The organism is Streptomyces cellostaticus (assembly GCF_001513965.1).
GTDB lineage: Bacteria > Actinomycetota > Actinomycetes > Streptomycetales > Streptomycetaceae > Streptomyces > Streptomyces cellostaticus.
This window is the reverse complement of sequence record NZ_KQ948052.1, coordinates 1-20,826: the sequence shown is the minus strand read 5'-3', so window position 1 is coordinate 20,826 and position 20,826 is coordinate 1. Positions and strand designations below refer to the sequence as shown.

Annotated in this window: 31 protein-coding genes and 5 pseudogenes; 14 read left to right on the top strand and 22 right to left on the bottom strand. The window is 68.9% G+C overall.

The genetic code is table 11. The features are described 5' to 3' along the window. Positions 1-50: 50 nt before the first annotated feature. The 4 genes from AQI88_RS46910 to AQI88_RS38330 all read right to left on the bottom strand — a co-directional run bounded on the left by AQI88_RS46910 (position 51) and on the right by AQI88_RS38330 (position 2,055). On the bottom strand, positions 51-218 hold the full coding sequence (locus AQI88_RS46910) for a hypothetical protein (RefSeq protein WP_167357509.1): 168 nt from the start codon (positions 216-218) through the stop codon (positions 51-53). 324 nt (positions 219-542) lie between these two features. Further along, positions 543-815, bottom strand: coding sequence for a hypothetical protein (locus AQI88_RS38340; protein WP_067009331.1), 273 nt, complete (start codon positions 813-815; stop codon positions 543-545). A gap of 83 nt (positions 816-898) precedes the next feature. Next, a complete protein-coding gene (locus AQI88_RS38335) occupies positions 899-1,192 on the bottom strand; it encodes a hypothetical protein (protein WP_067009327.1) in 294 nt (97 codons plus the stop codon). Between the two features lie 302 nt (positions 1,193-1,494). Then, entirely contained in the window at positions 1,495-2,055 is a 561-nt protein-coding gene (locus tag AQI88_RS38330) for a DUF5994 family protein (protein WP_067009409.1), read from the bottom strand. A gap of 245 nt (positions 2,056-2,300) precedes the next feature. On the opposite strand from AQI88_RS38330, the gene AQI88_RS38325 reads away from it, so the two are divergent. After that, the gene (locus AQI88_RS38325; protein ID WP_244184526.1) at positions 2,301-2,768 is read left to right on the top strand and encodes a CorA family divalent cation transporter; all 468 of its coding nucleotides are present in this window, start codon (positions 2,301-2,303) and stop codon (positions 2,766-2,768) included. Between the two features lie 500 nt (positions 2,769-3,268). Next, positions 3,269-3,391: pseudogene (locus tag AQI88_RS47205) on the top strand (IS5/IS1182 family transposase); the annotation flags it as partial. Positions 3,392-3,536: 145 nt separating this feature from the next. On the opposite strand, the gene AQI88_RS46905 reads toward AQI88_RS47205, so the two are convergent. From AQI88_RS46905 to AQI88_RS38310, 4 genes are all read right to left on the bottom strand, one after another. Beyond that, positions 3,537-3,692 carry a DUF6131 family protein gene (locus AQI88_RS46905; RefSeq protein WP_099053157.1) on the bottom strand — a complete coding sequence of 52 codons (156 nt, stop codon included), beginning with the start codon at positions 3,690-3,692 and terminating at the stop codon, positions 3,537-3,539. A gap of 98 nt (positions 3,693-3,790) precedes the next feature. After that, positions 3,791-4,285: a hypothetical protein gene (locus AQI88_RS38320; RefSeq protein ID WP_067009324.1), complete on the bottom strand. Its 495-nt coding sequence runs from the start codon at positions 4,283-4,285 to the stop codon at positions 3,791-3,793. Between the two features lie 38 nt (positions 4,286-4,323). Next, positions 4,324-4,881, bottom strand: coding sequence for a hypothetical protein (locus AQI88_RS38315; RefSeq protein ID WP_067009321.1), 558 nt, complete (start codon positions 4,879-4,881; stop codon positions 4,324-4,326). Positions 4,882-5,064: 183 nt separating this feature from the next. After that, complete coding sequence (locus AQI88_RS38310; protein ID WP_079058074.1) at positions 5,065-5,796, bottom strand: ANTAR domain-containing protein; 732 nt, start codon at positions 5,794-5,796, stop codon at positions 5,065-5,067. A gap of 128 nt (positions 5,797-5,924) precedes the next feature. Here AQI88_RS38310 and AQI88_RS38305 point away from each other — a divergent pair, with 128 nt between their 5' ends. Both AQI88_RS38305 and AQI88_RS44200 read left to right on the top strand, forming a co-directional pair. Further along, the gene (locus tag AQI88_RS38305) at positions 5,925-6,275 is read left to right on the top strand and encodes a helix-turn-helix transcriptional regulator (protein WP_079058073.1); all 351 of its coding nucleotides are present in this window, start codon (positions 5,925-5,927) and stop codon (positions 6,273-6,275) included. Positions 6,276-6,350: 75 nt separating this feature from the next. Further along, a pseudogene (locus tag AQI88_RS44200) lies at positions 6,351-6,721 on the top strand (transposase); the annotation flags it as partial. A gap of 610 nt (positions 6,722-7,331) precedes the next feature. Here AQI88_RS44200 and AQI88_RS44195 read toward each other — a convergent pair. Together AQI88_RS44195 and gvpK are read right to left on the bottom strand one after the other, a co-directional pair. Further along, positions 7,332-7,505 (bottom strand): CsbD family protein, encoded by a 174-nt coding sequence (locus AQI88_RS44195; RefSeq protein ID WP_079058072.1) that lies wholly within the window; start codon positions 7,503-7,505, stop codon positions 7,332-7,334. Between the two features lie 102 nt (positions 7,506-7,607). Beyond that, a pseudogene (gvpK, locus tag AQI88_RS48165) lies at positions 7,608-7,721 on the bottom strand (gas vesicle protein GvpK); the annotation flags it as partial. A gap of 175 nt (positions 7,722-7,896) precedes the next feature. On the opposite strand from gvpK, the gene AQI88_RS48895 reads away from it, so the two are divergent. The 4 genes and pseudogenes from AQI88_RS48895 to AQI88_RS38290 all read left to right on the top strand — a co-directional run bounded on the left by AQI88_RS48895 (position 7,897) and on the right by AQI88_RS38290 (position 9,831). Continuing rightward, entirely contained in the window at positions 7,897-8,817 is a 921-nt protein-coding gene (locus AQI88_RS48895) for a hypothetical protein (protein WP_067009312.1), read from the top strand. After that, positions 8,814-9,086 (top strand): annotated as a pseudogene (locus tag AQI88_RS44180) (GvpL/GvpF family gas vesicle protein); the annotation flags it as partial. The gene AQI88_RS48895 and the pseudogene AQI88_RS44180, both read left to right, overlap by 4 nt. Positions 9,087-9,188: 102 nt before the next feature. Beyond that, positions 9,189-9,431, top strand: a complete 243-nt coding sequence (locus AQI88_RS38295) for a gas vesicle protein (RefSeq protein ID WP_067009403.1) — start codon at positions 9,189-9,191, stop codon at positions 9,429-9,431. Further along, positions 9,421-9,831: a gas vesicle protein K gene (locus AQI88_RS38290; protein ID WP_067009310.1), complete on the top strand. Its 411-nt coding sequence runs from the start codon at positions 9,421-9,423 to the stop codon at positions 9,829-9,831. Before AQI88_RS38295 ends, AQI88_RS38290 begins: the two co-directional genes overlap by 11 nt. Positions 9,832-10,029: 198 nt before the next feature. Here the strand turns inward: AQI88_RS38290 and AQI88_RS46900 are convergent, their stop codons facing one another. The 6 genes from AQI88_RS46900 to AQI88_RS38270 form a co-directional block, all read right to left on the bottom strand. Beyond that, positions 10,030-10,185, bottom strand: coding sequence for a DUF6131 family protein (locus AQI88_RS46900; RefSeq protein ID WP_167357508.1), 156 nt, complete (start codon positions 10,183-10,185; stop codon positions 10,030-10,032). Between the two features lie 88 nt (positions 10,186-10,273). Then, positions 10,274-10,882 carry a hypothetical protein gene (locus AQI88_RS38285; protein WP_067009307.1) on the bottom strand — a complete coding sequence of 203 codons (609 nt, stop codon included), beginning with the start codon at positions 10,880-10,882 and terminating at the stop codon, positions 10,274-10,276. Between the two features lie 30 nt (positions 10,883-10,912). Continuing rightward, positions 10,913-11,494, bottom strand: coding sequence for a DUF6286 domain-containing protein (locus AQI88_RS38280; RefSeq protein ID WP_244184525.1), 582 nt, complete (start codon positions 11,492-11,494; stop codon positions 10,913-10,915). Between the two features lie 151 nt (positions 11,495-11,645). After that, positions 11,646-12,053, bottom strand: a complete 408-nt coding sequence (locus AQI88_RS38275; protein WP_067009301.1) for an Asp23/Gls24 family envelope stress response protein — start codon at positions 12,051-12,053, stop codon at positions 11,646-11,648. Further along, positions 12,050-12,217: a hypothetical protein gene (locus AQI88_RS46895; protein ID WP_167357507.1), complete on the bottom strand. Its 168-nt coding sequence runs from the start codon at positions 12,215-12,217 to the stop codon at positions 12,050-12,052. Before AQI88_RS46895 ends, AQI88_RS38275 begins: the two co-directional genes overlap by 4 nt. Before the next feature lie 84 nt (positions 12,218-12,301). Continuing rightward, positions 12,302-12,790 (bottom strand): Asp23/Gls24 family envelope stress response protein, encoded by a 489-nt coding sequence (locus AQI88_RS38270; RefSeq protein ID WP_067009400.1) that lies wholly within the window; start codon positions 12,788-12,790, stop codon positions 12,302-12,304. A 153-nt stretch (positions 12,791-12,943) separates the two neighbouring features. Between AQI88_RS38270 and AQI88_RS38265 the strand changes: the two genes are divergently transcribed. The 3 genes from AQI88_RS38265 to AQI88_RS38255 are packed head-to-tail and all read left to right on the top strand — an operon-like array spanning position 12,944 to position 14,561. Then, a complete protein-coding gene (locus AQI88_RS38265) occupies positions 12,944-13,534 on the top strand; it encodes an RNA polymerase sigma factor (RefSeq protein WP_208616014.1) in 591 nt (196 codons plus the stop codon). Further along, positions 13,525-14,199 (top strand): hypothetical protein, encoded by a 675-nt coding sequence (locus tag AQI88_RS38260; protein ID WP_067009298.1) that lies wholly within the window; start codon positions 13,525-13,527, stop codon positions 14,197-14,199. The genes AQI88_RS38265 and AQI88_RS38260 overlap by 10 nt, the downstream gene beginning before the upstream one ends. Next, a complete protein-coding gene (locus AQI88_RS38255; RefSeq protein WP_067009295.1) occupies positions 14,196-14,561 on the top strand; it encodes a hypothetical protein in 366 nt (121 codons plus the stop codon). Before AQI88_RS38260 ends, AQI88_RS38255 begins: the two co-directional genes overlap by 4 nt. A gap of 242 nt (positions 14,562-14,803) precedes the next feature. On the opposite strand, the gene AQI88_RS38250 is transcribed toward AQI88_RS38255, so the two are convergent. The 3 genes from AQI88_RS38250 to AQI88_RS46290 all read right to left on the bottom strand — a co-directional run bounded on the left by AQI88_RS38250 (position 14,804) and on the right by AQI88_RS46290 (position 16,488). Further along, on the bottom strand, positions 14,804-15,355 hold the full coding sequence (locus AQI88_RS38250) for a hypothetical protein (RefSeq protein WP_067009292.1): 552 nt from the start codon (positions 15,353-15,355) through the stop codon (positions 14,804-14,806). Between the two features lie 37 nt (positions 15,356-15,392). Next, positions 15,393-15,950 (bottom strand): hypothetical protein, encoded by a 558-nt coding sequence (locus AQI88_RS38245; RefSeq protein WP_067009289.1) that lies wholly within the window; start codon positions 15,948-15,950, stop codon positions 15,393-15,395. A gap of 367 nt (positions 15,951-16,317) precedes the next feature. Beyond that, positions 16,318-16,488 carry a hypothetical protein gene (locus tag AQI88_RS46290; protein ID WP_159050495.1) on the bottom strand — a complete coding sequence of 57 codons (171 nt, stop codon included), beginning with the start codon at positions 16,486-16,488 and terminating at the stop codon, positions 16,318-16,320. 152 nt (positions 16,489-16,640) lie between these two features. Here AQI88_RS46290 and AQI88_RS46285 point away from each other — a divergent pair, with 152 nt between their 5' ends. Next, a complete protein-coding gene (locus tag AQI88_RS46285) occupies positions 16,641-16,784 on the top strand; it encodes a hypothetical protein (protein ID WP_159050494.1) in 144 nt (47 codons plus the stop codon). Between the two features lie 469 nt (positions 16,785-17,253). Here the strand turns inward: AQI88_RS46285 and AQI88_RS38240 are convergent, their stop codons facing one another. Continuing rightward, positions 17,254-17,409: a CsbD family protein gene (locus AQI88_RS38240; protein ID WP_244184524.1), complete on the bottom strand. Its 156-nt coding sequence runs from the start codon at positions 17,407-17,409 to the stop codon at positions 17,254-17,256. A 771-nt stretch (positions 17,410-18,180) separates the two neighbouring features. Here AQI88_RS38240 and AQI88_RS38235 point away from each other — a divergent pair. Both AQI88_RS38235 and AQI88_RS38230 read left to right on the top strand, forming a co-directional pair. Further along, complete coding sequence (locus AQI88_RS38235) at positions 18,181-18,564, top strand: SRPBCC family protein (protein WP_341849528.1); 384 nt, start codon at positions 18,181-18,183, stop codon at positions 18,562-18,564. Beyond that, complete coding sequence (locus AQI88_RS38230) at positions 18,557-20,146, top strand: phytoene desaturase family protein (RefSeq protein ID WP_067009278.1); 1,590 nt, start codon at positions 18,557-18,559, stop codon at positions 20,144-20,146. The genes AQI88_RS38235 and AQI88_RS38230 overlap by 8 nt, the downstream gene beginning before the upstream one ends. 202 nt (positions 20,147-20,348) lie before the next feature. Here AQI88_RS38230 and AQI88_RS48160 read toward each other — a convergent pair. Both AQI88_RS48160 and AQI88_RS48155 read right to left on the bottom strand, forming a co-directional pair. Next, positions 20,349-20,432, bottom strand: a pseudogene (locus AQI88_RS48160) (DUF6131 family protein); the annotation flags it as partial. A gap of 15 nt (positions 20,433-20,447) precedes the next feature. Then, on the bottom strand, positions 20,448-20,738 hold the full coding sequence (locus AQI88_RS48155) for a hypothetical protein (protein ID WP_244184522.1): 291 nt from the start codon (positions 20,736-20,738) through the stop codon (positions 20,448-20,450). Positions 20,739-20,826 lie beyond the last annotated feature (88 nt).

Here is a 20,826-nt window from a genome sequence, read left to right as displayed (position 1 = left end):
ACGGTGGTACGCCACGCAGAAGGGCAGGTCGGGTGGCCGGTCGGGCCGCTCTACCGGACGCGGGGTCGGCGGCTGCGCCCCATCCGCGTTCTGAGGAGGACAAGGTCGGCGATGAGCACCATCACCCCGATGATCAGCAGGTAGAGCGTGTCCCTGCCGAGCGCCCCCATGACGCCGAGCGCAACCGCCACAATGAGCAGCAGAAGAAACAGCACCACGTCAGCCTCCGGGCGTCAGCGGCGGGCCAGTCGTTGTCCGCCGTCCACGTGGACGGCGGACTGATCTCTTGGCCCTGCGGGTCGACGACGTCGCAGTTGCGTCACTCGCGGAGATCGGCCGAGTGGATCACACCTTCTCCCTCTGGCATGGTCCGGTGACGCAACGGCCCCGGCGTATACACACCGGGGCCGCCCTTCCGGGTCGTTGCACGTGAGAGTGCACCGGCCCACTCACCAGGGTATGCCCAGGATGCCATTTCGGTCATATTGGACGAAAAGGTCGTCATGCGGCCAGCCGCAGCCCTGAGGGTGGCCTGGGCAGTGTCAGTCACTGTCCTTCTCCTCGGTCTCCATGAGCTGGATCCCCTTGTGCGTCAGTGTGACCATCGCGGGTGTGTTTCCTCGGGCCCAGTCGACCTGGATCAGTCCCTCGGCCGCCAAGTACATGCAGGCGGCGGCCAGGTCCTCCTCGGGCAGGGCGAGATCCTTGCGCAACTGCGCCCCGATGAGGCCGAGGAGGCGATTGCCTTCGATGGCCTCGTACAGGGTCTTCATGACCGCCTCGCGGTAGTGCTCCCGCTCGTGCAGTGTCGCCATGGTCGCCCGCCTCTCGTGCCGGCACCGACGGAAACCCGTACGTCTGGGGCGGTGTCCTCCTCCCCCCGCTGAGGCCCATCTCCTCAGATTTCGTCCGGCTGTGTGTGATCGTCCCGGGAGAACTGGCTGGTCAACAGCCAGGAGCGCACCGGCTCCGCCGTGCGTGTGGTGTCCACGGTGAGGTGGAGGCGTGTTCCGCCGTCGGGGCCTGCGGGGTAGCTGCGCGCTTCTGTGGCGGCGAAACAACGGCGGAGAATCTCCGCGACACGGCGAGCCGCCTCCGGGTCCGCGGCGACGATACGAACCTCCGCGTGCCCGGCCGACGGCAGTTCCAGTGACTTCAAGGTGACCCCTTGCTCATTCAGGACGACGTGCATCACGGGCGACGTGCCGGTGGGTGTGACGGCCGCTGCCCCACACCCACCCCTGGCTGGAAGCAGGTCTGCGTCATCAGCGGCTCCCCTCTCGATGCTCACGGTGTGGGGCGTCGACAGAAGGGCCCTTCGGCACCGTGGCACGTGGGCTCCTACGGGTCCGCCGACCGATTCCCGGTAGGGCGTCGCTGTAGTGGAAGGCTCCGATCCTTTCGTCATGCTGTGCGTTGAGCCGGTGGATCAGGAACATTCCCGCGATGATCACGAAAATGATCACGGCGACGGTGACGGCTGTCTCCACGTCCTCACCTCCTCGGGGCGGAACTCGAGATCCCGATCGCGGCTCCGGCCGCCGAAGCGGCTCCGCCGTCGGTCTCCCATTCCTCTTCCCGGCTCCGAGCCTCTGTCGCGTCGTGGCTGATGGCCTCGTCGGCCATCAGACCGCTGGCGGTGCGGATACCCCTCGAAACGGTTGCCGCTGCCATCAGCCGGGCGGCGGCGGCCGGCTCCGTCTCCGGAGGGATCACCAGCAGGTCCAGGCGGCCCACCGTGTAGGAGAGGAGGATCACTTTGTTCGGGTCCTGCTCGGCGGCGAACCAGCCGACATGCACCGTGTGCCCCGTGACGGGGACCTTGCGCGGGATGACGGGCCAGTGGGTCGGGTTCACGGTGACGTGGGTGATCCGGCCCCAGCACGCGTCCAGCGCGTCCGTCAGAGTGGGGATCTCCCGGAGGAGATCACGGGAGCGGGGCCACCAGGCACCGTCCAGGAGACCTGGAACCGAGCCGGTCGGGGTCAGGGACAGCCGGGCCGACGCCGAGGGCAGGCGCTCTTTGATGATCGTAGGTTCGATGGTCGCGGTCATGACACGGACCTGTCCCCGGGCCTCCTCTTGGAGGCCGGTGTTGTTGCTCGCCGGGAACGGCACCGACATGGCGGCCGGTGTGGCGAAGTACTCCCGGTGCTTTCACTCTACGCCGTTCCGAGGCCCCGGAACGTGCGCGTGAGCAGGCGTTTTACCGAGAGGCAGCGAGTCCGGAACCACCAGCGAACACAGCCGGTGCGGCGGCGCACGACTTACGGTGAGAGGAGGAGGTCCCGCGTTCGGCGGTGACACCGAAGCCCGGCCGGCAGATCCAGACCGTACAGCGCCAGTCCTACGCCCTGCGGAAATCACTGGTCCGGCTCCGTCGCGTGGTCCTGCCCATGCGGGAGGTTGTCAACGCCCTCATGCGCCCCGACCTCGACGTCGTCGACGGCTCCTTGCTGCCTTACTGCCGAGGTGTGTACGACCACGTGCTGCGTGCCGGCGAGTGGACGGAGTCGCTGCGCGACCTGGTGGCCTCGGTGATGGAGACCAACTTGTCGGTGCAGGCGAACCGGATGAACCTGATCACGAAGAAGGTGACGAGCTGGGCCGCGATCATCGCCGTGCCCACGGCGATCACTGGCTTCTACGGACAGAACCTTCCCTACCCCGGCTTCGGACACCAGTCGGGATTCATCGTCTCCAGCGCCGTCATCGTCGTTGTCTCTCTGACGCTGTACTTCGCTTTCAAGCACTGGGACTGGCTCTGACCACACGCTCCTGCGTGCTCGTCGGCAGACGGGGCTGGGAGCCGGTTCCAGAAGTCGGCTCCCAAATGACTCCCAAAACAGGGCTGTACAGCAAATCAGACCCGGTACTGATCTCTCAGCACCGGGCCTGACCTGGTGTTTCACTGTCGGGGTGGCGGGACCCACGACCTCTTCGTCCCGAACGAAGGTCACGCATCGGGGCGCCTCAGCGTCGGCACTTGGCACTCGGCATTGCAGCGGCGAATTTATGCCTTGCTTCGGGATCCTGGTTCGAAGCTGAACCTGCGACACCCGCTTTAGGAGTGGGATCGGATCCTTACCGGGGGGTTCCTGGCCGTGCCGTGTGGTGGTGTTCTTCCTGATCAGCGCCACGCGGTACAGGGGGAGGAACAGGCGTGTGACGGCTCGTCCCAGACCGTCCGCTCACGCATTGCTCACGCATGCGGGGCGTTCTCACCTGCGGCGGAGTTGGGCGTCTCTGGGCAGGGCGCGAGGGAGGGGCGTACTCATCACACCGCAACCGCCGTTACCTGCGGCGTCGGCAGATCAAGCACATCGTCCCCGAACGCCGTGACCAACAAGCCCACAGCCAACGCCGTGGCAACAGCGGCGGAAGGTCCGCCAGCGGCCGCGCTCATCGTCAATGCGCTGCTGACCCAGGCTGGGAGGCCGGTGCAGAACAGTCCCAGGATGCGAAGTCCTGACGAACCGCGTCGCTGTATCAGGGGCAGGCCGGTGTCGCTGGGAGGGAAGTTGTACAGGCGTGCTCTACCAGTAGTGGCGGCGGCCGCCGACCGCGTGGCCGAGGGAGCCGAGGAGGAACAGGACGACTCCGATGAGAAGCAGGATGATCCCGATTGTCCACAGGATGCCGATGTTCAGGACGAATCCGACGACGAGCAGGATGATGCCAAGTGCGATCACGGCGTTCTTCTTTCTCTCCGGCCGGTGTGCCGGCCGCTGTGAGGCGGGATGCCGTTCACTTCCTGGACCCGTTGCGCCTCGCCTCACGGGTGTGTTTGTCAGGTGGTGAGCAGGCGGTTGAAGAACGAGCGATAGTGGCGCAGGGCCCTGCGCAGAGCTTCGGTGTCGACCTGCTCGCCTCGGCTCCACTGCTCTTCGAGGTTCTTCTTGTGCTCGTCGAACGTCGCGGCGAGCGTCTGCATGACCTTGGCGACCAGGTTGTCCGCAGCCTGTACCGCCTGGCGAGGATCGTCAACGAAGGCACCCTGGATGTTCTCCCACTCCTTACGGAAGTCTTCCTCGTCCTGCGATGTCAGCAGTTGCGGCATCTCGTCGGCGTCTGTGGTCCGTGCGCCCGCCGCCTCGTCCGCCGCGGGGGTGGCCCCGTCGCGGGACGCGAAGTCGTCGGCCGCATCCGTTCTGTCGTCGCCCTCGCTCGGGTAGACCGGGGGCGGTGGAGTGGTGTTCGACGCTGCGTCGGCCTTGCGGGGCTGGGCAAGGTCCTCCGTGGACAGCCCGCTGTCACGAGTGTGCGGTGTGTCGTCGCGTTGCATGTCTCCTCCGTGTCCGTTCGGTCCCGGCTGCCCGAAGGTCAGGCCGGGGCGTGGCGGGTCTGGCCGCCGTCGGAGAGAAGTTCGTCGAACAGTGCCCGGTAGTGCACCATGGCGCCGCGCAGTTGCTCGGTGGTGGCCTTGTGACTCGCGCTGAGTGTGTCGATCTCGTGGGCGGCTCGGTAGTGCTCGAGGGTGCGGCCGTGCTCGACGGAGAGATCCTTGAGCTGCTGGTCGTAGCTTTCGGTGGGGTAGCCGCGGTCCTGCATCAGGGAGGTCACCAGATGGTCCGCGTCGTGTACGGCGTCCTCGGGCCGGTCCACGAACTCGTGCTGCACGTGGTCCCAGTCCCGTGAGTAGCGCTCGCGGAGACGGTCGGGCAGAGGCTTGATGTCGAGTTTGTCGTGCCGTTTCTCGCGTGCGCTGAGCTCCCGCTCGGCGGCGAGCCTGCTGTCGGCGCCGTCGACGGTCCGTTCGTACTCGGGGCCGAAGCGCTGACGCAGAGCCCGGTGCCGCAGGAAAAGAGCCAGGGCCGCGGCAATCAGCACGACGACCACTGCGACGGGAATGACGATCGCCAAAAGCATGCCGGTAGACATCTGACCGACCTCCTCATGGATGGGCGATATCCGCCGTGTTCCCAATTTCTGTTAATTGGTGCTTCACAGGTGGGCTTTGGGCCTCCTCCCTGCGGCAGGCGCCGACGCATGAGATCCGGAACGCAAGCCCGGCTTCAGCATCGGACTCTCAAGACCGACCCCAGCAGCTCAGATCCCGCCGGCTCAAACCTCCCTGACAGCGAATGCCGGTCCGCCGCCGGTGTTGCGTGTTCTGGCGACGGCTGCGGTGAGTTGCTGCTGGACCGGGTTGGGCAGGGGCGCGCCTTGGACGGTGGTGACGACGTCCTCGGCGAGGCGGTGCAGTTTCGTGTTGGTGTTCTGGGACGTTGTGACCAGTACCTGCCACGCCTCGTCGGGGTTCAGACCGAAAGAGGCCATGAGGATGCCGCGTGCCAGGTCGATGTCCGGGTGGGTGCGCAGCGCGCGCCTCAGCTGGACGACTTCGGCCCGCAGGAGGTCGTCGTCGGTTTCTTCGCGCGGCGGCCCGGGCTTTCGGGCGGGCGGGTCAGCATGCTCGTGGGCGGGGGAGAAGAGGCTGTGGGTGTCGGTATAAGTCAGCAGTCGTTCGACGGCGGGGCTGGCCGTGGTGACGGTGACCGTCTTCCCCGCCGCGACTGCGTCGCGGCGAGCGGCCAGCAGCACGTTGAGTGCAGAGCAGTCCGCGAAGTGAAGTTCACTGAGGTCCAGGTCCACACCCTCGGCCGACCGCATGATTGCATCACGCAGGGCGTGCCGGAGGCTCTGGCAGTTGTCGAGGCAGAACTCTCCGCTCACGGTGACGGTCACGCGGATGCCGGCCGGCCCTGCCTGCACCGGCAGCGCGCCGGTGGACGGCGGTGTGCGGTCGGCTTCGTCGCTGGCGAGCGGTGTGTCCGGGGACGGTAGCGTCGTCATGCTCGCCTCCTCCGGTCCTCCGGGTTGCTCTTCTCCAGGCTCAGCCGCCTCTACGTGACACGTCAACCCCTACACGAATTTATCTTCGTGTTTTTGGGTGCGTGAACGTGTGGTCGTAGCATGGAGTCGTGACGGAATTCCATGGAGTGCCCGAGCCGCACACGGGGTGGACGTTTCTGACCAATCACGCGCGCGTGCTGGCCAGCATCGCCGACAACCACCACGCGCGGGTCCGTGACATCGCGGCGCGATGCCGGCTCACGGAACGGGCCGTCCAGAAGATCATCGCGGACCTGGAGCAGGACGGATACCTCTCCCACACCCGCCACGGCCGCTCCAATCTGTACAGGATCGACCCGGACAGGGTGCTGCGCCACCCGGCCGAGGAGGGCGTGACCGTGGCCTGCCTGCTGTCGATGCTGGCCAGGGACGAGGACGAACGCCACGGCGCCAGCGACCATGCCCGGCCCGGTTCGTGAGGGGATGCGGTCTGCCGCGACCTACAAGTTCTGCCCGCCGGTCAGCGACTGACCGGGCTCGTTGAGCGCCATGCCCCGCAGCTGCTCGCGCCCGTGGGTATCGGCCCGGACTCCGCTGTCACGCTTCTCATCACCATGGGCGACAATCCCGAGCGGCTGGGCAGCGAGGCGTCTTTTGCCGCGCTGTGTGGAGTCAGCCCGGTCGAGTACTCCTCGGGCGGTCGGAGCTCGCGGCGGCTCAACCATGGTGGCGACCGGCAGGCGAATGCCGCTCTGCACCGCATCGTGTTCACCCGGCTGCGCCACGACCCGCGCACCCAGGCGTACTACGAACGCCGCACCCAGGAGGGCAAGACCCGTCGTGAGAGCATCCGATGCCTCAAGCGATATGCCGCCCGCGAGACTTCAACCTGGTCAGGACGGTCTCTACCGACCCCCCGTTATAGGGGCGTCCGTGACAGATGAGAGGCTCGGGCGGGTGAGCGAGACACCACCGAACACCCTGCAATACCGCTTTGACGGGCCAGAAGACGCTCCGGTCCTGATCTTGGGTCCCTCACTGGGTACCACATGGCACAGGTAGGCGGAGGCGTCTTGTGGCGTCCATGCGGTCTAGGACGGGGCCGTTGGTGCGGTGGCGGCCTTGTGGTCCAGGTACGTCCACGGTGTTGGTGACACGCGTGTGACAGCGCGTGCGTGAGAGGTGGGGAACCCCCGGCGGCTGGCTCCGGCGGGGGTTCCTGCGTTCGGGGGTGGGCCTGATGCGTGACGACGCGGGTGCGGCGGCAGACGTGCAGCAGAGGGTGGGTGACGTACAAGGCGGTCGAGGGCTGTGGCCTTCACGGGCGCGGATGCACCCGGGGGGAGGGAGCGTGCCCCATGGGTCATTGCGTGGTTGCGATTGGTCCGCCCAGCGCGTGAGGGCATCAAGCGTCAAGCCGTTGAGGCAAAGCCGCACACCCCTCCGACCGAAGATCGTTACGGGGCAAGCCTTAGCCTCGATGGCACAAAGGAGTGGGATCCCCGAGATGAGATCCCGCTCAGCATCTGCACTTGTCAGTGCTTGAAAACGTCCTTCGTCTTCTCCTTGGCCTGACGGGCCGCGCCCTTCGACTTCTTGGCCTGTCCTTCGGCCATCATCCGCTCGTTGCCCACGGAACGGCCGACCGCCTCCTTCGTCTTTCCCGTGGCCTCTTCCATCTTGCCCTTTGCTTTTTGCCCTCCGGCCATTTTCGTTCACTCTCCTAGGTTCGTGGGAAATCGTGCACCCCATCCCGAGTACCCCCTGTCGGGATGTAAAACGGGGTGGGGGAGCAGTCGGTCTGGACGAACAGGTGGGAGAAGTGTTCCGAGCGGGCCGAGGTCCAGATTGAGGTCCTTCATGGTCAGGCCGTAGCTGGCGCGCAGGTCGGACATGCGGTCGTGGAGGATCAAGAACGCGGCCCCGGTGGACACGGCCGCTACGGACATGGGGGGCGACGGCGGGTTCTGGTGATTGCCGACCCCGAAGGCGCGGGCAAACGGAAAAGCCGCCGTATGCAGACGGCGTTTCCGCCATGTCGTCCAGTCCTGCTGGCGTCGGCCGTGGCCGCGCACCATCGCGAGCGGCATACCGATTCCGGTGTCTACCGGCACGCTTCTGGCGATCGTCATTGGCGTCGTGGTGGTCGTCGTGCTGATCGCCCTGGTTCTGGCTCTCTTCCAGCAACGCAGAGTTCTGCGTGAGCGGTTCGGCTCAGAGTACGAACGGACGGTCGACGACGCCGACAGCAGACTCGCCGCCGAGCGCGAGTTCAGCACGCGCGAGAAACGCCACGACAAAACGCTGCCTGACAGACTCCTGGAGCGTTGTACCCGGGACTGGGACGACGTACAGCACGAGTTCGTCGACCGGCCTGATGACGCTGTGCACGGCGCGGACCGGCTGGTGACGTCGCTGATGCAGGCGCGAGGCCATCCCACCGGGAGCTACGACCAGCAGCTCAAGGATCTCTCCGGAGAACACGGCCGCACCCTCGAGCACTACCGGACCGCTCACGAGATCGACATGTTGAGTGCGGGGCACTACGCCACCACCGAACAGCTGCGCAGCGCCATGGTGCACTACCGGTCGCTGTTCGACGAACTTCTCCTCGACGGTGGCCAGACCCCCACTCCACGGCCTGACACCCGACAGGAACGGACGGCCACGGAGTCGACATGCAACGGTGACGACTCACCGCACACGGCTGACACCGGGCTGTCCACCGAGGACCTCGTGCGGCCTCTCGATACTGACGTAGTACCGGACAGCACCTCGCGCTGGCCGCCGCCGGTCTACCCCGGAGAGGGCGACGGGATAACCGGCCTGAACGCCATCGCGGCCAACGGCACGAATACCCCGGTGAGCGGCGCTCGTGAGCCGCCTCGAGCACCGCGACGGCGCTCTGCGGTGCGGGGAGCGCGCCGTGTCCGTCGTCGTACGGGGCGGCAGGGCGGTGGGCGTCCGGACGGCCGGGGGCGAGACCATCAGCGCGCGCCGCGCCGTGCTCGGCAGACCTGACGCCCGGGCGCGCCTACCTGCGGAACCGCCGGCAGCAGCAAAGTGCGCGCGACACCGTCTACCAGGCCGCGCAGAAGGCCGCCGAGCGGGTGGAGGCCGCGGGTCGCAAGCACGCCTCCGGCCGGGTCCGGCACCGCGTACAACAGGGATATCTCGCCGAAGCGGCCGACAGCGCTGCCGGTGCCGGCGAGAACGTGGTCAATGACGCCTACCTTGTGCCCCTGAAGCGTTGCGACGACTTCCTGGCCGACGTGACGCGCGCCGCCGACGGGCTGGACGGAGTACGGGTCGAGGCCACCGGCCCCTGGGCTCCGTACTCCTTCGCCAATGCCACCCGGCGAATCCGGCGGTGCTGCAGAGGGAGCGCTCCCGTGAGCACGCCCAGCCCGCCACCCGGAGCGGAGCGCCTGCCCCAGCGGCAGTTCGCTCTCATCGATCTGCTGGACCGGCTGCTGACCGGTGGGGTCGTCCTCACCGGTGACGTCGTGCTGTCCATCGCGGACATCGATCTGGTACGCGTCTCACTGCGTGCCCTGATCGTTTCCATCAGCGAGCAGAACCCCTCCCCATGGACGAGTATCAGCCCGCTGCGAGGCGGCGACCATGACAGCTGAGGGTGAGAGCCGGCCGGCGTGCCGCGGCGACGAAGTCGCGGAGGCCGCCGCCCGCGCCTTCCGGCTGCTGCCCGCCGCCCCACGCGACCTGGACCCGCTGGCCGGAAAGGGCCCACGTTCCCCGGCTCGGCGGATCAGCTCCGACCGCGACACTGTCGAACGGGACCTCCTCAGGCTCGTCCTGACCCTCGTGGAACTGCTGCGCCAACTCATGGAACGACAGGCCCTGCACCGCGTCGACCAAGGAGACCTCACCGACGAACAGGAAGAACGCCTGGGCGCCACACTCATGCTCCTCCACGACCGCATGAGCGACTTGTGCGCCCAGTACGGACTGACCATGGAGGACCTCAACCTGGACCTCGGGCCGCTGGGCACGCTGCTTCCGCCCTCCGACTGAACTCCCGGCCGTATGCGGCAATACCGCTGTCCACGCGGTGGGTCGAGGGAGTCGAGGACGTGCCACAGCTCACTCGGTGACCGCCGGGGGGCCGAAACGAGACAGCGCCTGAGCCGACCGGAGCCGAGTCGGGCGCTGTACGACAAGTCAGAGGGTTACCCACGGCTACCCGCGCCGTAGGCCGTGTGGGTCGGTCACTCACCAGTAGTGGCGTCGGCCGGCGACGGCGTGTCCCATCGAGCCGAGGATCCACAGGATGGCGCCGATGACCAGCAGGATGATCCCGATGGTCCACAGGATGGATATCCCGGTGAGGAAGCCGACGACGAGCAGAATGATGCCTAGGATGATCATGATCTCTCCCTTGGGGAGTGGTGTCGGTGCCCCTGTGGACTGCGAGAGAGCGCAAGGGCGGTGGACACGGGGATGGTCGGTCTCCTCCTTACTCCGCGCGGTGAGGTTTGTGGCCGGCGACCTGCAGGCGGACCTCGGTGGGCATGCCAGGGGTGCCGGTGGACCGACGGGCGGTTTGGAGTGGGCCCTCGCACAGGACATCGAGGACGGTGCCGGGGGACGCCTGAGGGGTGAGAGTGAGTGCGACGCGGGTGCGGGGGTGGGCAGGGCGGCCGGTGATGCGTACGGCCGCGTGCTCGACCGCCGGCAGGGCACCGGCTTCGGTCGCGATCGCGTCGCTGAGCGCGCTGTCGCGCAGTTCGACGCCTTCCTGCGGGGGTGTGCCGCCGACGGGCAGTGCTCCGGGGTGGCGACGGCGTAGTTGGGCGAGCAGCCACCACAGGGCGAGCAGGGCGACGAGGGCGAGGGCGGCGATGACCGCGGGCCACCACAACCAGCCCTGGCTGCTCCAGCGGGCCCGGTCGGCGGAGCCGAGCAGGACGTCGTCCGGGGTGGTCAGGGGCCAGCCGGTGGGCGGGACCAGATCGTGTCGCCGGTAGATGTCGAGCCCGGCGAAGAGGATCAGCAGACCGCCGCCGAGCAGTACCAGTCCGGCGAGGGCCAGCAGACTGCGGTTGAGTACGGGTCGCGGCGTCATGATGCGGGCTCCGGTCCAGGGGGTTTTCGGTCAGTGGGTGCGTCGCCGCACTCGTACGACGATGCGGGGAGGGCTGGCGAGGGCGAGCTGGTCGCGCTCGTGGCCGAGGGCGGCGGTGAGGTCGTCCTTCACCTGGTGGGGGTCGCGGAAGCGGACGTCCGCGCGGGCTTTGACGCGGTGGCGGCGCACCCGGATGCGGGCCTTACTGACCCCGGGTACCCGCATGGCGGCGTCGCGCAGCAGATCGGCGGCGCCGTCTCGGTCCAGGCAGGCCCGCAGCCCGGGCGCGGGGGAGCACAGGGGCAGCCAGTGGCGTAGGCCCGGAGTGAGTGCCAGCACGAGCAACCAGATGCCGACGGCGGCGGCCACGGCGGCTCCTGTGAGCATCCAGATGTCGTCCACGGGGCGGGTGGCCAGTTCGTCGGCCAGGTGCCGGCGCCAGGCTGCCGCAGGGCGTCCCGCCCGTACGGCGACGACGTCGATCAGCGCCGCGCCCGCCGCCACGAGAACCACCGAGGCGACCATTGCGGCCGGAATGCGGCGCGCGGACCACGGTCGGTGCGCCCGGTGCCCTCTGTCGTCTTCACCGGCCTTGAGGTTCGAGCTGGACACGTTGCGTTCGGTTGGATCGGGCTCCTTCGTCGGCGGCACTGTGGCACAGTGCGCGGACGGCGCGGAGCTGGGGCCGGGAGGACCGGAATCGGGTGTCATCGTGATCCCCCTTTCTGAACGACGTGCCCGGCGATCCGGGCCGCGTGGCCGCTCACCGGACCCGCCCCCGGCTCGCGTCGGCGGTGGTCACCAGCCGCCGGACGGTGAGGGTGACCTCTCCCACCTTCAGGCCGGTCAGCTGAGCCACCCGTTCGGCGACGTCGCGCTGGATCCGCTCGCAGACCTGGGGGATGTCGGTGGGGTAGGGCAGGTCCATGGTCAGGTGCAGGCGCACCGATCCGGTACGGACGGCGGCAGAGGCGTGGGGTGCCGTTGGCCCGTCCCGGTCGGGCGGTAGGGCGGCGCGCTGGGACTGGGCTGTGCGCGCCGCCCGGGCGGCGATACGGGCGACCACCCTGTCCGGGATGACGGTGGCGCCCCGCTCGGCCGGGGGCGGCAGGCCGACGGCCGGTGTCGGCGGGCTCGCCCCGTCGTCGAGGGAGCCGGGCCGGGTGTTCATCGCTGTCTCCGCGCATGGAGGTCGAGGTCGCCCTGCACGACGAGGCCGACGATCAGCCCCACCGCGCCCAGGACGAGAACGAGCAGGAATGCCCAGAAGCCGCCGAAGTAAGCGGCGAAGCCCAGGGCCATGCCGGCCACGAGGCCCGTCGTCGCTGTGTTCATCACGCACTCACCCGTCTCGCGAGCGTGCCTCTCGCCGTGATCACACGCTCAGACCCGAGGGCACGGCGGTGGTCACGGCAGCGGTCACCGCACGCGGCCCTCGTCCGGTTCGGTCTGCTCCTCCTCGTCGGGGAGGTGGACGTCGTCGACGGCGATGTTCACTTCGACGACCTCCAGTCCGGTCATCCGCTCAACGGCGCTGATGACATTGGTGCGTACGCCGCCGGCGACATCGACGATGGAGACGCCGTACTCGACGACGACGTCCAGGTCCACGGCGGCCTGCCGCTCGCCGACCTCGACCTTCACCCCCCGCGTGACGGCCCCGCCTCCGCCTGTGCCGGGGACGTGTTCCCGCATGGCGCCGAAGGCGCGGGCCATCCCTGCTCCCAGGTTGTAGATGCCCGGTACCTCACGGGCAGCCATGCCCGCGATCTTGGCCACCACCCCGTCCGCGATCGTGGTCTTCCCCCGAGTCTCGGCCGGAGCCCCGGCCCCGGTACGGCCCTTCAACGCGCTCACGCCCGCCTCGGGCCGACTGCCCTCGCCGACGCTGGTGATGTTGTCCGTCATGGCGGTCGCCTCGATCGGTCGGTCGGGCACCGGTGCGGTGCCCGTCAAAAGGTTGGACATATCGCGCGGAGCATTCCTCACGCGCATCGAATGTGATGTGCATCACAGATTGCCCATCGGGTACCCGGACGGTCCGAGCCTTGCGGGAGCGCCATGATGGAACGCACTGCTTTCCCACCGCTGGAACGCGATTTGCCGGAACGCGACGTGCCGGACCGGCTGCTGGCCGTACGGGCGGCCGAGGGTGACGAGGACTCCTTCGCCGTTCTCGTCCAACGGCACGGCCGGCCACTCCTTGCCTTGGCTCGCTGCATGCTCGGCAACCCCCAGGATGCTGAGGAAGCCGTTCAGGACGCCTTCGTCGGCGCCTGGCGGCGTCTGCCGGAATACCGCTACAGCGCGGAGTTCCGTACCTGGATGTACCGGATCACCGTCAACCGCTGCCTGACCATGCGCCGTCGCCGGCCGTCGCCCCTCTCCCTGAACACCGTCGTCGAACCCGCGACGGGAGACGCCTGGAGCCAGCCCGCCCGGTCCGCAGAGCAGGACGCGGCCATCGCCGCCCTGTCCCGCGCGCTCGCCGCACTGGACGACGGGCAGCGGATCTGCTGGATCCTGAGAGAAGTTCAGGGCCTGCCTTACAAAGACATAGCCCACGTGACACGCACCAGCGAACAGACAGTGCGCGGCAGACTGTTCAGGGCACGCCGATCCCTGCAGGAGGCGATGGGCCCATGGCGCTAGACGACCCGCACACGCGGCCCGAACCGCCCGGAGACGGGCCCCGGCCCGGCCCGGCCGCCGCCGACGTGCCCCCGTTCGCGGGCGATGAGGCACTGCCCTGCGGCCGCCTCCTCAGCCGGGTCTGGGAACAGGCGCAGGACGCGGCACCGGCCACGGACCCGCACACGGTGTCCTGTCCTTACTGCCGTGAGGCCGTCGAGGGACTGGCCACGGTCAACGCCGCCACGCGGGTGCTGCGCGCCGAGGACCCTCCCGGCCTGCACGCAGTCGCCGGCCGCGTCATGGAGGTCGTCAGGGCCGAGGTCCGGCTTGGGCTGCTGCTGCCCCTGGCCGACTCGGACCGGGACCTGCGCATCGCCGAGAGCACGGCGGCGAAGGTGCTGAGGCAGGCCGCGGACACCGTCCCCGGCGCGAGGGCGGCGACCTGCCGGCTCGTGCCCGAGGGCGACGGCAGCGACGTGCGGGTGACTATGACTCTGGCCGCCGCCCTCGACCGCCCGCTGCCCGACCGGGCCCATCAGGTACGCAGATCAGTCTTCCACTCAGCCGGACAGGACCTGGGGCTCGCCGTGACGGCCGTCGACATCACCGTGGTCGGCGCACTGGAGCCGTGGCCGCCCCTGACCGTCGGCCCCGGCCTCCCGACCCATGGGGGTACGCAATGACCGCCACCGGCACAACCGCGCTCCTCGGCGTCGCGGCAGATGCAGCCCTCACGGTTCCCGGCGTGGCCGGCCTGCAACCTCGCCTCGCCCACCGCCTAGCGGCAGCCGCCGCCACCCGGGCCGACCCCATGCCTCACCGCACGCCGCCCGAGGCGGGCATCCGCGCCGACCGGGCGCCGGACGGTTCCGGATGGCACATCGAGGTGCGCTGTGTCCTGGCCGAGGGCCGACGGGCACTGGACATCGCCCGCAACGTTCACGACCAGGTGCGGACCGCCGTCATCTCCCACCTCCCCGTCCCGGAGCCGGTCACCGTTACGGTCACGGTGACCCGTATCGCCGCCCGGTACGACGCGGCATGAGCGCCGTGGGCGACGGCCTCACGAACCGCCAGCGGTGAGATCGGCGTGATAGCAGGTGAGAGGAGCCCCGTCGGCTGATGCCGATGGGGGGTCTGGATTGGGGGGCTGGATCTGATTGCGCGCCAAGGCATCGAGTCCAGCTAACGATTAGTGCGACGCCGGTGGGTCATCGAGCGACGGTGTGACGTCGTTGATGATGCGGGCGGTCAAGTACGGGCCGTCGTTCGAGTCCGAGGGGGGGCTCACGTGGTGAGCAGGCGGTTGAAGAAGGAGCGGTAGCGCCGTAGGGCCCTGCGCAGTTCCTCCGTGTCCACGTGCTCGCCCTGCCCCCATTGGTCCTCCAGGTCCTTCTTGTGCTGAGCGAACGTGGTGGCCAGGGTCTGCATGACGTCCGCGACGAGGGCGTCGGCGTCGTGCACGGCCTCGCGGGGGTCGTCCACGAACTTGTTCTGGGTCTTCTGCCAGCGGTCGCGGAAGTTCTGGTCCTCGTCCTCCGTGAGAAGCTGTGGAGCCTCGTCGTCCGAGGTGTCCGAGGTGTCCGAGGTGTCCGGGGCGCGCGTGGCGTTCGTGGCGGCGGCTCGGGCGTCGGATCCGACGGCGGACCGGTCCCCGTCCCTCTGCTCGGCCGGACTCTGGGCCGCGGTGGTCGCGGTGCTCTCACCGGGGTACATCGGGGCCCTCGCGGAGGCTCCGTCTGTTGCTTCGGGTGTCCCGGTGGTGGCGCCGGAGGGCTGTGCGAGGTCCTCGGTGCTCAGGCCGCCGGTGGTGCGGTTCGTGTCGTCGTTGCTGTGCATGGGGTTCCTCCGTACCGAGTCGGGGCCGGGGTCGGTGTCAGGACCGGGCGGGCTGGGCCCGGCCGCCGTCGGAGAGCAACTCGTCGAACAGTGCGCGGTAGTGCACCATGGCTCCCCGCAGTTGCTCGGTCGTGGCCTCGCTGTGGGTGCTGAGGGACTCGACCTCGTGCGCGGCGCGGTAGTGATCGAGGGTGCGCCCGTGTTCCACCGAGAGGTCCTTCATCTGTTGGTCGAACCCCTCGGTCGGGTAGCCGCGGTCGTGCATCAGGGAGGTCACCAGCCGGTCCGCGTCGTGCACCGCGTCCTGGGGTCGGTCGACGAACTCCTGCTGGACGCTGCTCCACTCCCGTGTGTAGCGGTCGCGCGAGACCGGGGAGAGCGGTTTGATGTTCAGTGCGTCGTGCCGCTTCTCGCGCTCTTTGAGTTCACGCTCGGCGGTGCGCCGGCTGTCGGAGTCTTCGACGGTCCGTTCGTACTCCGGGCCGAAGCGTTCACGGAGGTGACGGCGTCGCATCATGAGTGAGACCGCCGCAGCGGCCAGGGCGAGCACCACCACGATCGCAATGATGATCGCCAGAAGCGTTCCCGTGGACATGGGTTGCACGCTCCTCGTAGGAGTAGTGATCTACCCCTTCCGGGTTCCCGCTGGCCTGCTGTTCATCCCTTTTGCGGCGATCGGCTCTGTGGCGATCGCCGTCAGGCGACCGGCGCCACGCGTGTCCGACACGGTCCAGCGCCGTCACGGGGTCCGGCGGCCCACCCTGGCTGGCCGGCGGCGGCCTCGTTCCGGAGCGGGTCGGCACCGTTACGTTCAAGGGTCTGGCTCCCTTTCCACATGGCGCGCACGCTGAGTCACGGCCGGTCCTCGGAGCGGCCCGGGTTCGTTGCCTGAGAATCATGGGTGTCGATCCCGGCGTGGCAGACGGTTCGGTGACGTGGGCGACGAGACCTGACGGCGTTCGTCAGAGAGCGACGTGGGCGTCGGGGGCGCGCAGGAGTAGCGGTGGGTGTCCGGCGTTGCACCAGGTCAGGTCCCGGCCAGGACCGTCGTGGACGGGGGCGAGGCGGGCATGGACCAGCGTGCCGCCGGCCTTGATGGGCAGGATGGAGCACGCCACTTCGAGGGCGGACACAGCTCTGGCGGGGCTGTACGGGGGATGGTCGAGGCTGGCGGTCGCGGAGGCCGGAGGTATGCACGCCCGGGGGTGAGGTCCGCCGTCTGCTGGGGCTCAGGGGTGACTGGAGCCGCGGACGGCTCGGCATAGATCTTTATCCCCCGTACGACATGCTCGGACAGCTGGGCCAGACGTTCCGTGAAATGGGCCTGCTCGGCTTCCAGGACATCGCGCGCCCTGGTGTCGTCGAGGTACGCCATTGCCAGGTGCAGGATGAGTACGACGAGGATGAGTACGAAGACGACGAAGACTGATGTGTCCGCAGGGGAACGATGAACTCCTCCCCTCGATTTGACACGCCCGGAGAGTCGGTTCGTGCTCCCGAACTCTCAGATGTCGTCCTCCATTCGGATCACGGACTTGAGGTCTTCGTGCGCCTTCCCCGGCTTGCCTTCCTGCGCTTCGAGCAGGGCGGCGGCGAGGGCGTCAAGCTTGCGCTGGATTGCTCGCTCGGCCCGTAGTTCAGAGTGGAGACCGCCGCCTGATCCGAGCGGAGATGCCCGCGCGCGAGTCGCACGCTGCCCTCACGGCCGCCGGACCAAGCGTGGCGATGGCCGCGCCGCCCACCTCACTCCGATGGGGCAGACGTAGGAAAAGCTGTCCGGCAGATGACCGTCGTCGCGGCCTTGAAACTGCTTCGCGATCAGCTGCGTCGGCCGCAATGGCCACACGGACCGCGGCGACGGTAGCCGGAGGCACGCGAGGTCGGCCGTGCGCTCGCGGTCAATGCCCGATCCGCTTGCGGACCTGGTCGGTGGCCCTTGCGGTCATCTCCTGCGCCTTGCCGCGCACCTGCTCTCTGCGGCCGGACCTCCGCAGGGAATTGTCCCCCAGGGCCTTGCCGAGTGTCTCCTTCATCTTGCCCCTGACCTGCTTCATCTTGGGGTGTTCTCTGTGCATTGCAATCGCCGTCCTCTCGGTGGCGCCGGAACGCGGCCCAACCAGGACCGACACGTCCTCATTCACCCTGCTGCCGCCCGCAGGCCGCCGCAACCGTGATGGGCGAGCACCAGTGGGCAGTGGCGAGGTGTGCCCCGAGCACCGGCTCCGGCTTCCCGGTCCGCTGGTGAAGGGCCTTTGCATGTCCTCCCAGGTGATCACCCAGGTAGACGGCGTCGACGGCGCGCCGGTGGGGCAAGGGCATTTCTCATGGGGCGGGGCTTCTGGCGCCGACCCTGCGAGGGCTGCTGGAAAGGCTGCCCGACACGTGAGCCTGCCTTTCCAGGACCGGGGGTGTCCCCGGCTGCGCGGCTTCGGTGCTTCGCGGCTCACCGTCGCCGGTCCTCCGCAGCCGGGATGGATGACTCACTGTCCCGCGGCTCCCCACGGGCGCCGTCACACTCTCCTGCGGCGTGGGTGAGATGCGAGCCCTCCTGCGGCGTGGGTGAGATGCGAGGGCATTTGAGTTCGCGCACCATGGCCGTGACACCACATGGTGGGTGAAGGCTTCTGCCGTGCCCGAGAGCTCCAGCCCTGTGCGAGCGCCAATACGTACACAGGCAGGTGTTCCGAGTACCGCACAGTGCGGCTGTGCCACCCCCCATCCGTTGAGAGGCTCCCTCCATGGCCGTCCGTCACCAACTGATCCGGCGTCCTCCGCACGCGGTATGGGCGGTGCTTGCCGATCCGGCCTGTTACGGGGATTGGGTGGTGGGGCCCTCGAGGTCCGCGCCGCTCGATCAGACCTGGCCCGCTGTCGGATCCCGGCTCCGCTACACCGTGCGGCTGGGGCCCTGGTCGGCCAACGGGGTGACGACCGTCCGCCACCAGGAATCCGGAAAAGAGCTGGAGTTGGAAGCCTCGTTCAAGCAGCTGGGCACTGCGAGGATCTTCCTCCAGCTCAGACCCTGGGGCGAGGACGAAACGCTCGTCATCTGTGACGAGCACCCCCTGCACGGCCCGGGAAGCATCCTCCACAACGCCGCGAGCGAAGCCATGCTCCAGCTACGGCACCGGGGCATGCTGGCGCGCCTGGCCAGGCTCGTGGAACAGGGTCCCGTCGGACAGGATCACACCGGGGCTCGCCATGCCTGACGCGGTGGTGATCGGCGCCGGACCCAACGGGCTGGTGGCGGCCAATGTGCTGGCGGATGCCGGGTGGAGCGTGGAAGTCCTGGAGGCTCAGCAGGAGCCCGGCGGCGCCGTGCGCAGCGATCGCGGTGTCCATCCCGACTACGTCTCCGATCTTTTCAGCGCCTTCTATCCACTGGCTGCCGTGTCGCCGGTCCTCGCCCGCCTCGACCTCGCGGCGGAGGGACTGCGATGGAGCCACGCCCCGCGCGTTCTGGTCCACCCGCTGAGGGACGGAAGATGCGCCGTGCTGGAGCGCCGTGTGCAGGAGACCGCATCAGGGCTGGAGGAGTTCGCGTCGGGTGACGGTGATGCCTGGCGGGATATGTACGAGGTGTGGAGCCGTGTCGGGCAGGACCTGGTGCAGGCCATGTTCACGCCCTTCCCGCCGGTCCGCCCGGGGCTCCGCCTGGCGGTGAAGCTCCGGGTTGCCGGCGGACTGCGGCTGGCCCGGAAGCTGGCCCTGCCGGTGCGCCGGCTGGGCGATGAGGAGTTCCGGGGCGAGGGCGGGCGGCTCCTGCTGGCCGGGAACGCCCTGCATGCCGACCTGGCCCCGGAGGCGGTGGGCAGCGGAGGATTCGGCTGGCTGATGTCGATGCTCGGACAGAGCCACGGTTTCCCGGTGCCCGTCGGCGGGGCGGGTGCCCTGACCGCGGCGCTCGTGAGCCGCCTCGAGCACCGCGACGGCGCTCTGCGGTGCGGGGAGCGCGCCGTGTCCGTCGTCGTACGGGGCGGCAGGGCGGTGGGCGTCCGGACGGCCGGTGGGGAAACCGTGAACGCGCGGCGCGCCGTGCTCGCGGACACGTCGGCACCGGCGCTGTTCCGGGAGCTTGTGGGCGAGGAACACCTTCCGTCCCGCCTCTTGCGGGATCTGGAGCGCTTCCAGTGGGATTTCGCGACCTTCAAGGTCGACTGGGCGCTGACCGGACCGGTGCCGTGGACGGCTCCGCAAGCCGCCGGCGCGGGGACGGTCCACGTGGCCGACGGCATCGACAGCCTGACCCGGTTCGCCTCGCAGATCGCCATGGGACAGGTCCCCGACGAGCCGTTCGCCCTGCTCGGACAGATGACGACGGCGGATCCCAGCCGCTCACCCGCCGGTACGGAATCGGCGTGGGCCTACACCCACGTCCCGCAGCACATCGCCTCCGACGCCGGCCCCGACCGCATCACCGGCCGTTGGGACGCCCGCGAACAGGAAGCCATGGCGGACCGCATCGAGGCCCAGGTGGAGCGGTTCGCGCCCGGCTTCCGTACCCGGATCCTCGCCCGGCGGATCCTGGCCCCCACCACCCTTCAGGCCATGAACGAGAACCTCCACAACGGCGCCATCAACAACGGCACCACCGCCCTGCACCAACAGGCCGTCTTCCGCCCCGTCCCCGGCACCGGCCGACCCGAGACCCCTGTCAAGGGCCTCTACCTCGCCTCCGCGGCCGCCCACCCCGGCGGAGGAGTCCACGGAGCCCCCGGCGCGAACGCCGCCCGAGCCGCCCTGCGATCCCACGGCCTGCACACCCTCCTCCACCGCGCACAACGGCTCTGAACCGACTGGCGCAAGGTGTTCTACGCGTTCGACGTCCGGCCGCTTTTGGTCCCCGCTCCGGTGTGCGTACTCCAGTGTGCGTACTCCAGTGTGCCGCCTGCCGCCTGCCGCGTTTCCTGCAGCGCCTCGTCGTCGGCGCAGGCGGCGCGGCCTCCCGGCGGTCCCGAGGGATCGGTGGCGGCGGGCCGCGCGGGTCGGTCACTCACCAGTAGTGGCGTCGGCCGGCGACGGCGTGTCCCATCGAGCCGAGGATCCACAGGATGGCGCCGGTGACCAGCAGGATGATCGGTCGGTCTCCTCCTTACTCCGCGCGGTGAGGTTTGTGGCCGGCGACCTGCAGGCGGACCTCGGTGGGCATGCCAGGGGTGCCGGTGGACCCCTTCGGGACCAGATCGTGTCGCCGGCAGATGTCGAGCCCGGCGATGAGGATCAGCAGACCGCCGCCGAGCAGTACCAGACGGGCGAGGGCCAGCAAACTGCGGTTGAGGTTGTCGATGCCCGATACCTCACGGGTGGCCATGCCCGCGATCGCGGTCTTCCCCCGTGTCTCGGCCGGAGCCCCGGCCCCGGTACGGCCCTTCAACGCGCTCACGCCCGCATCGGGCCGGCTGCCTGGATCGATCGCAGATCAGGCCGGCACGGCCTCCAGGGGCCAGACGCGAGCGCCAGGCGCACGCACT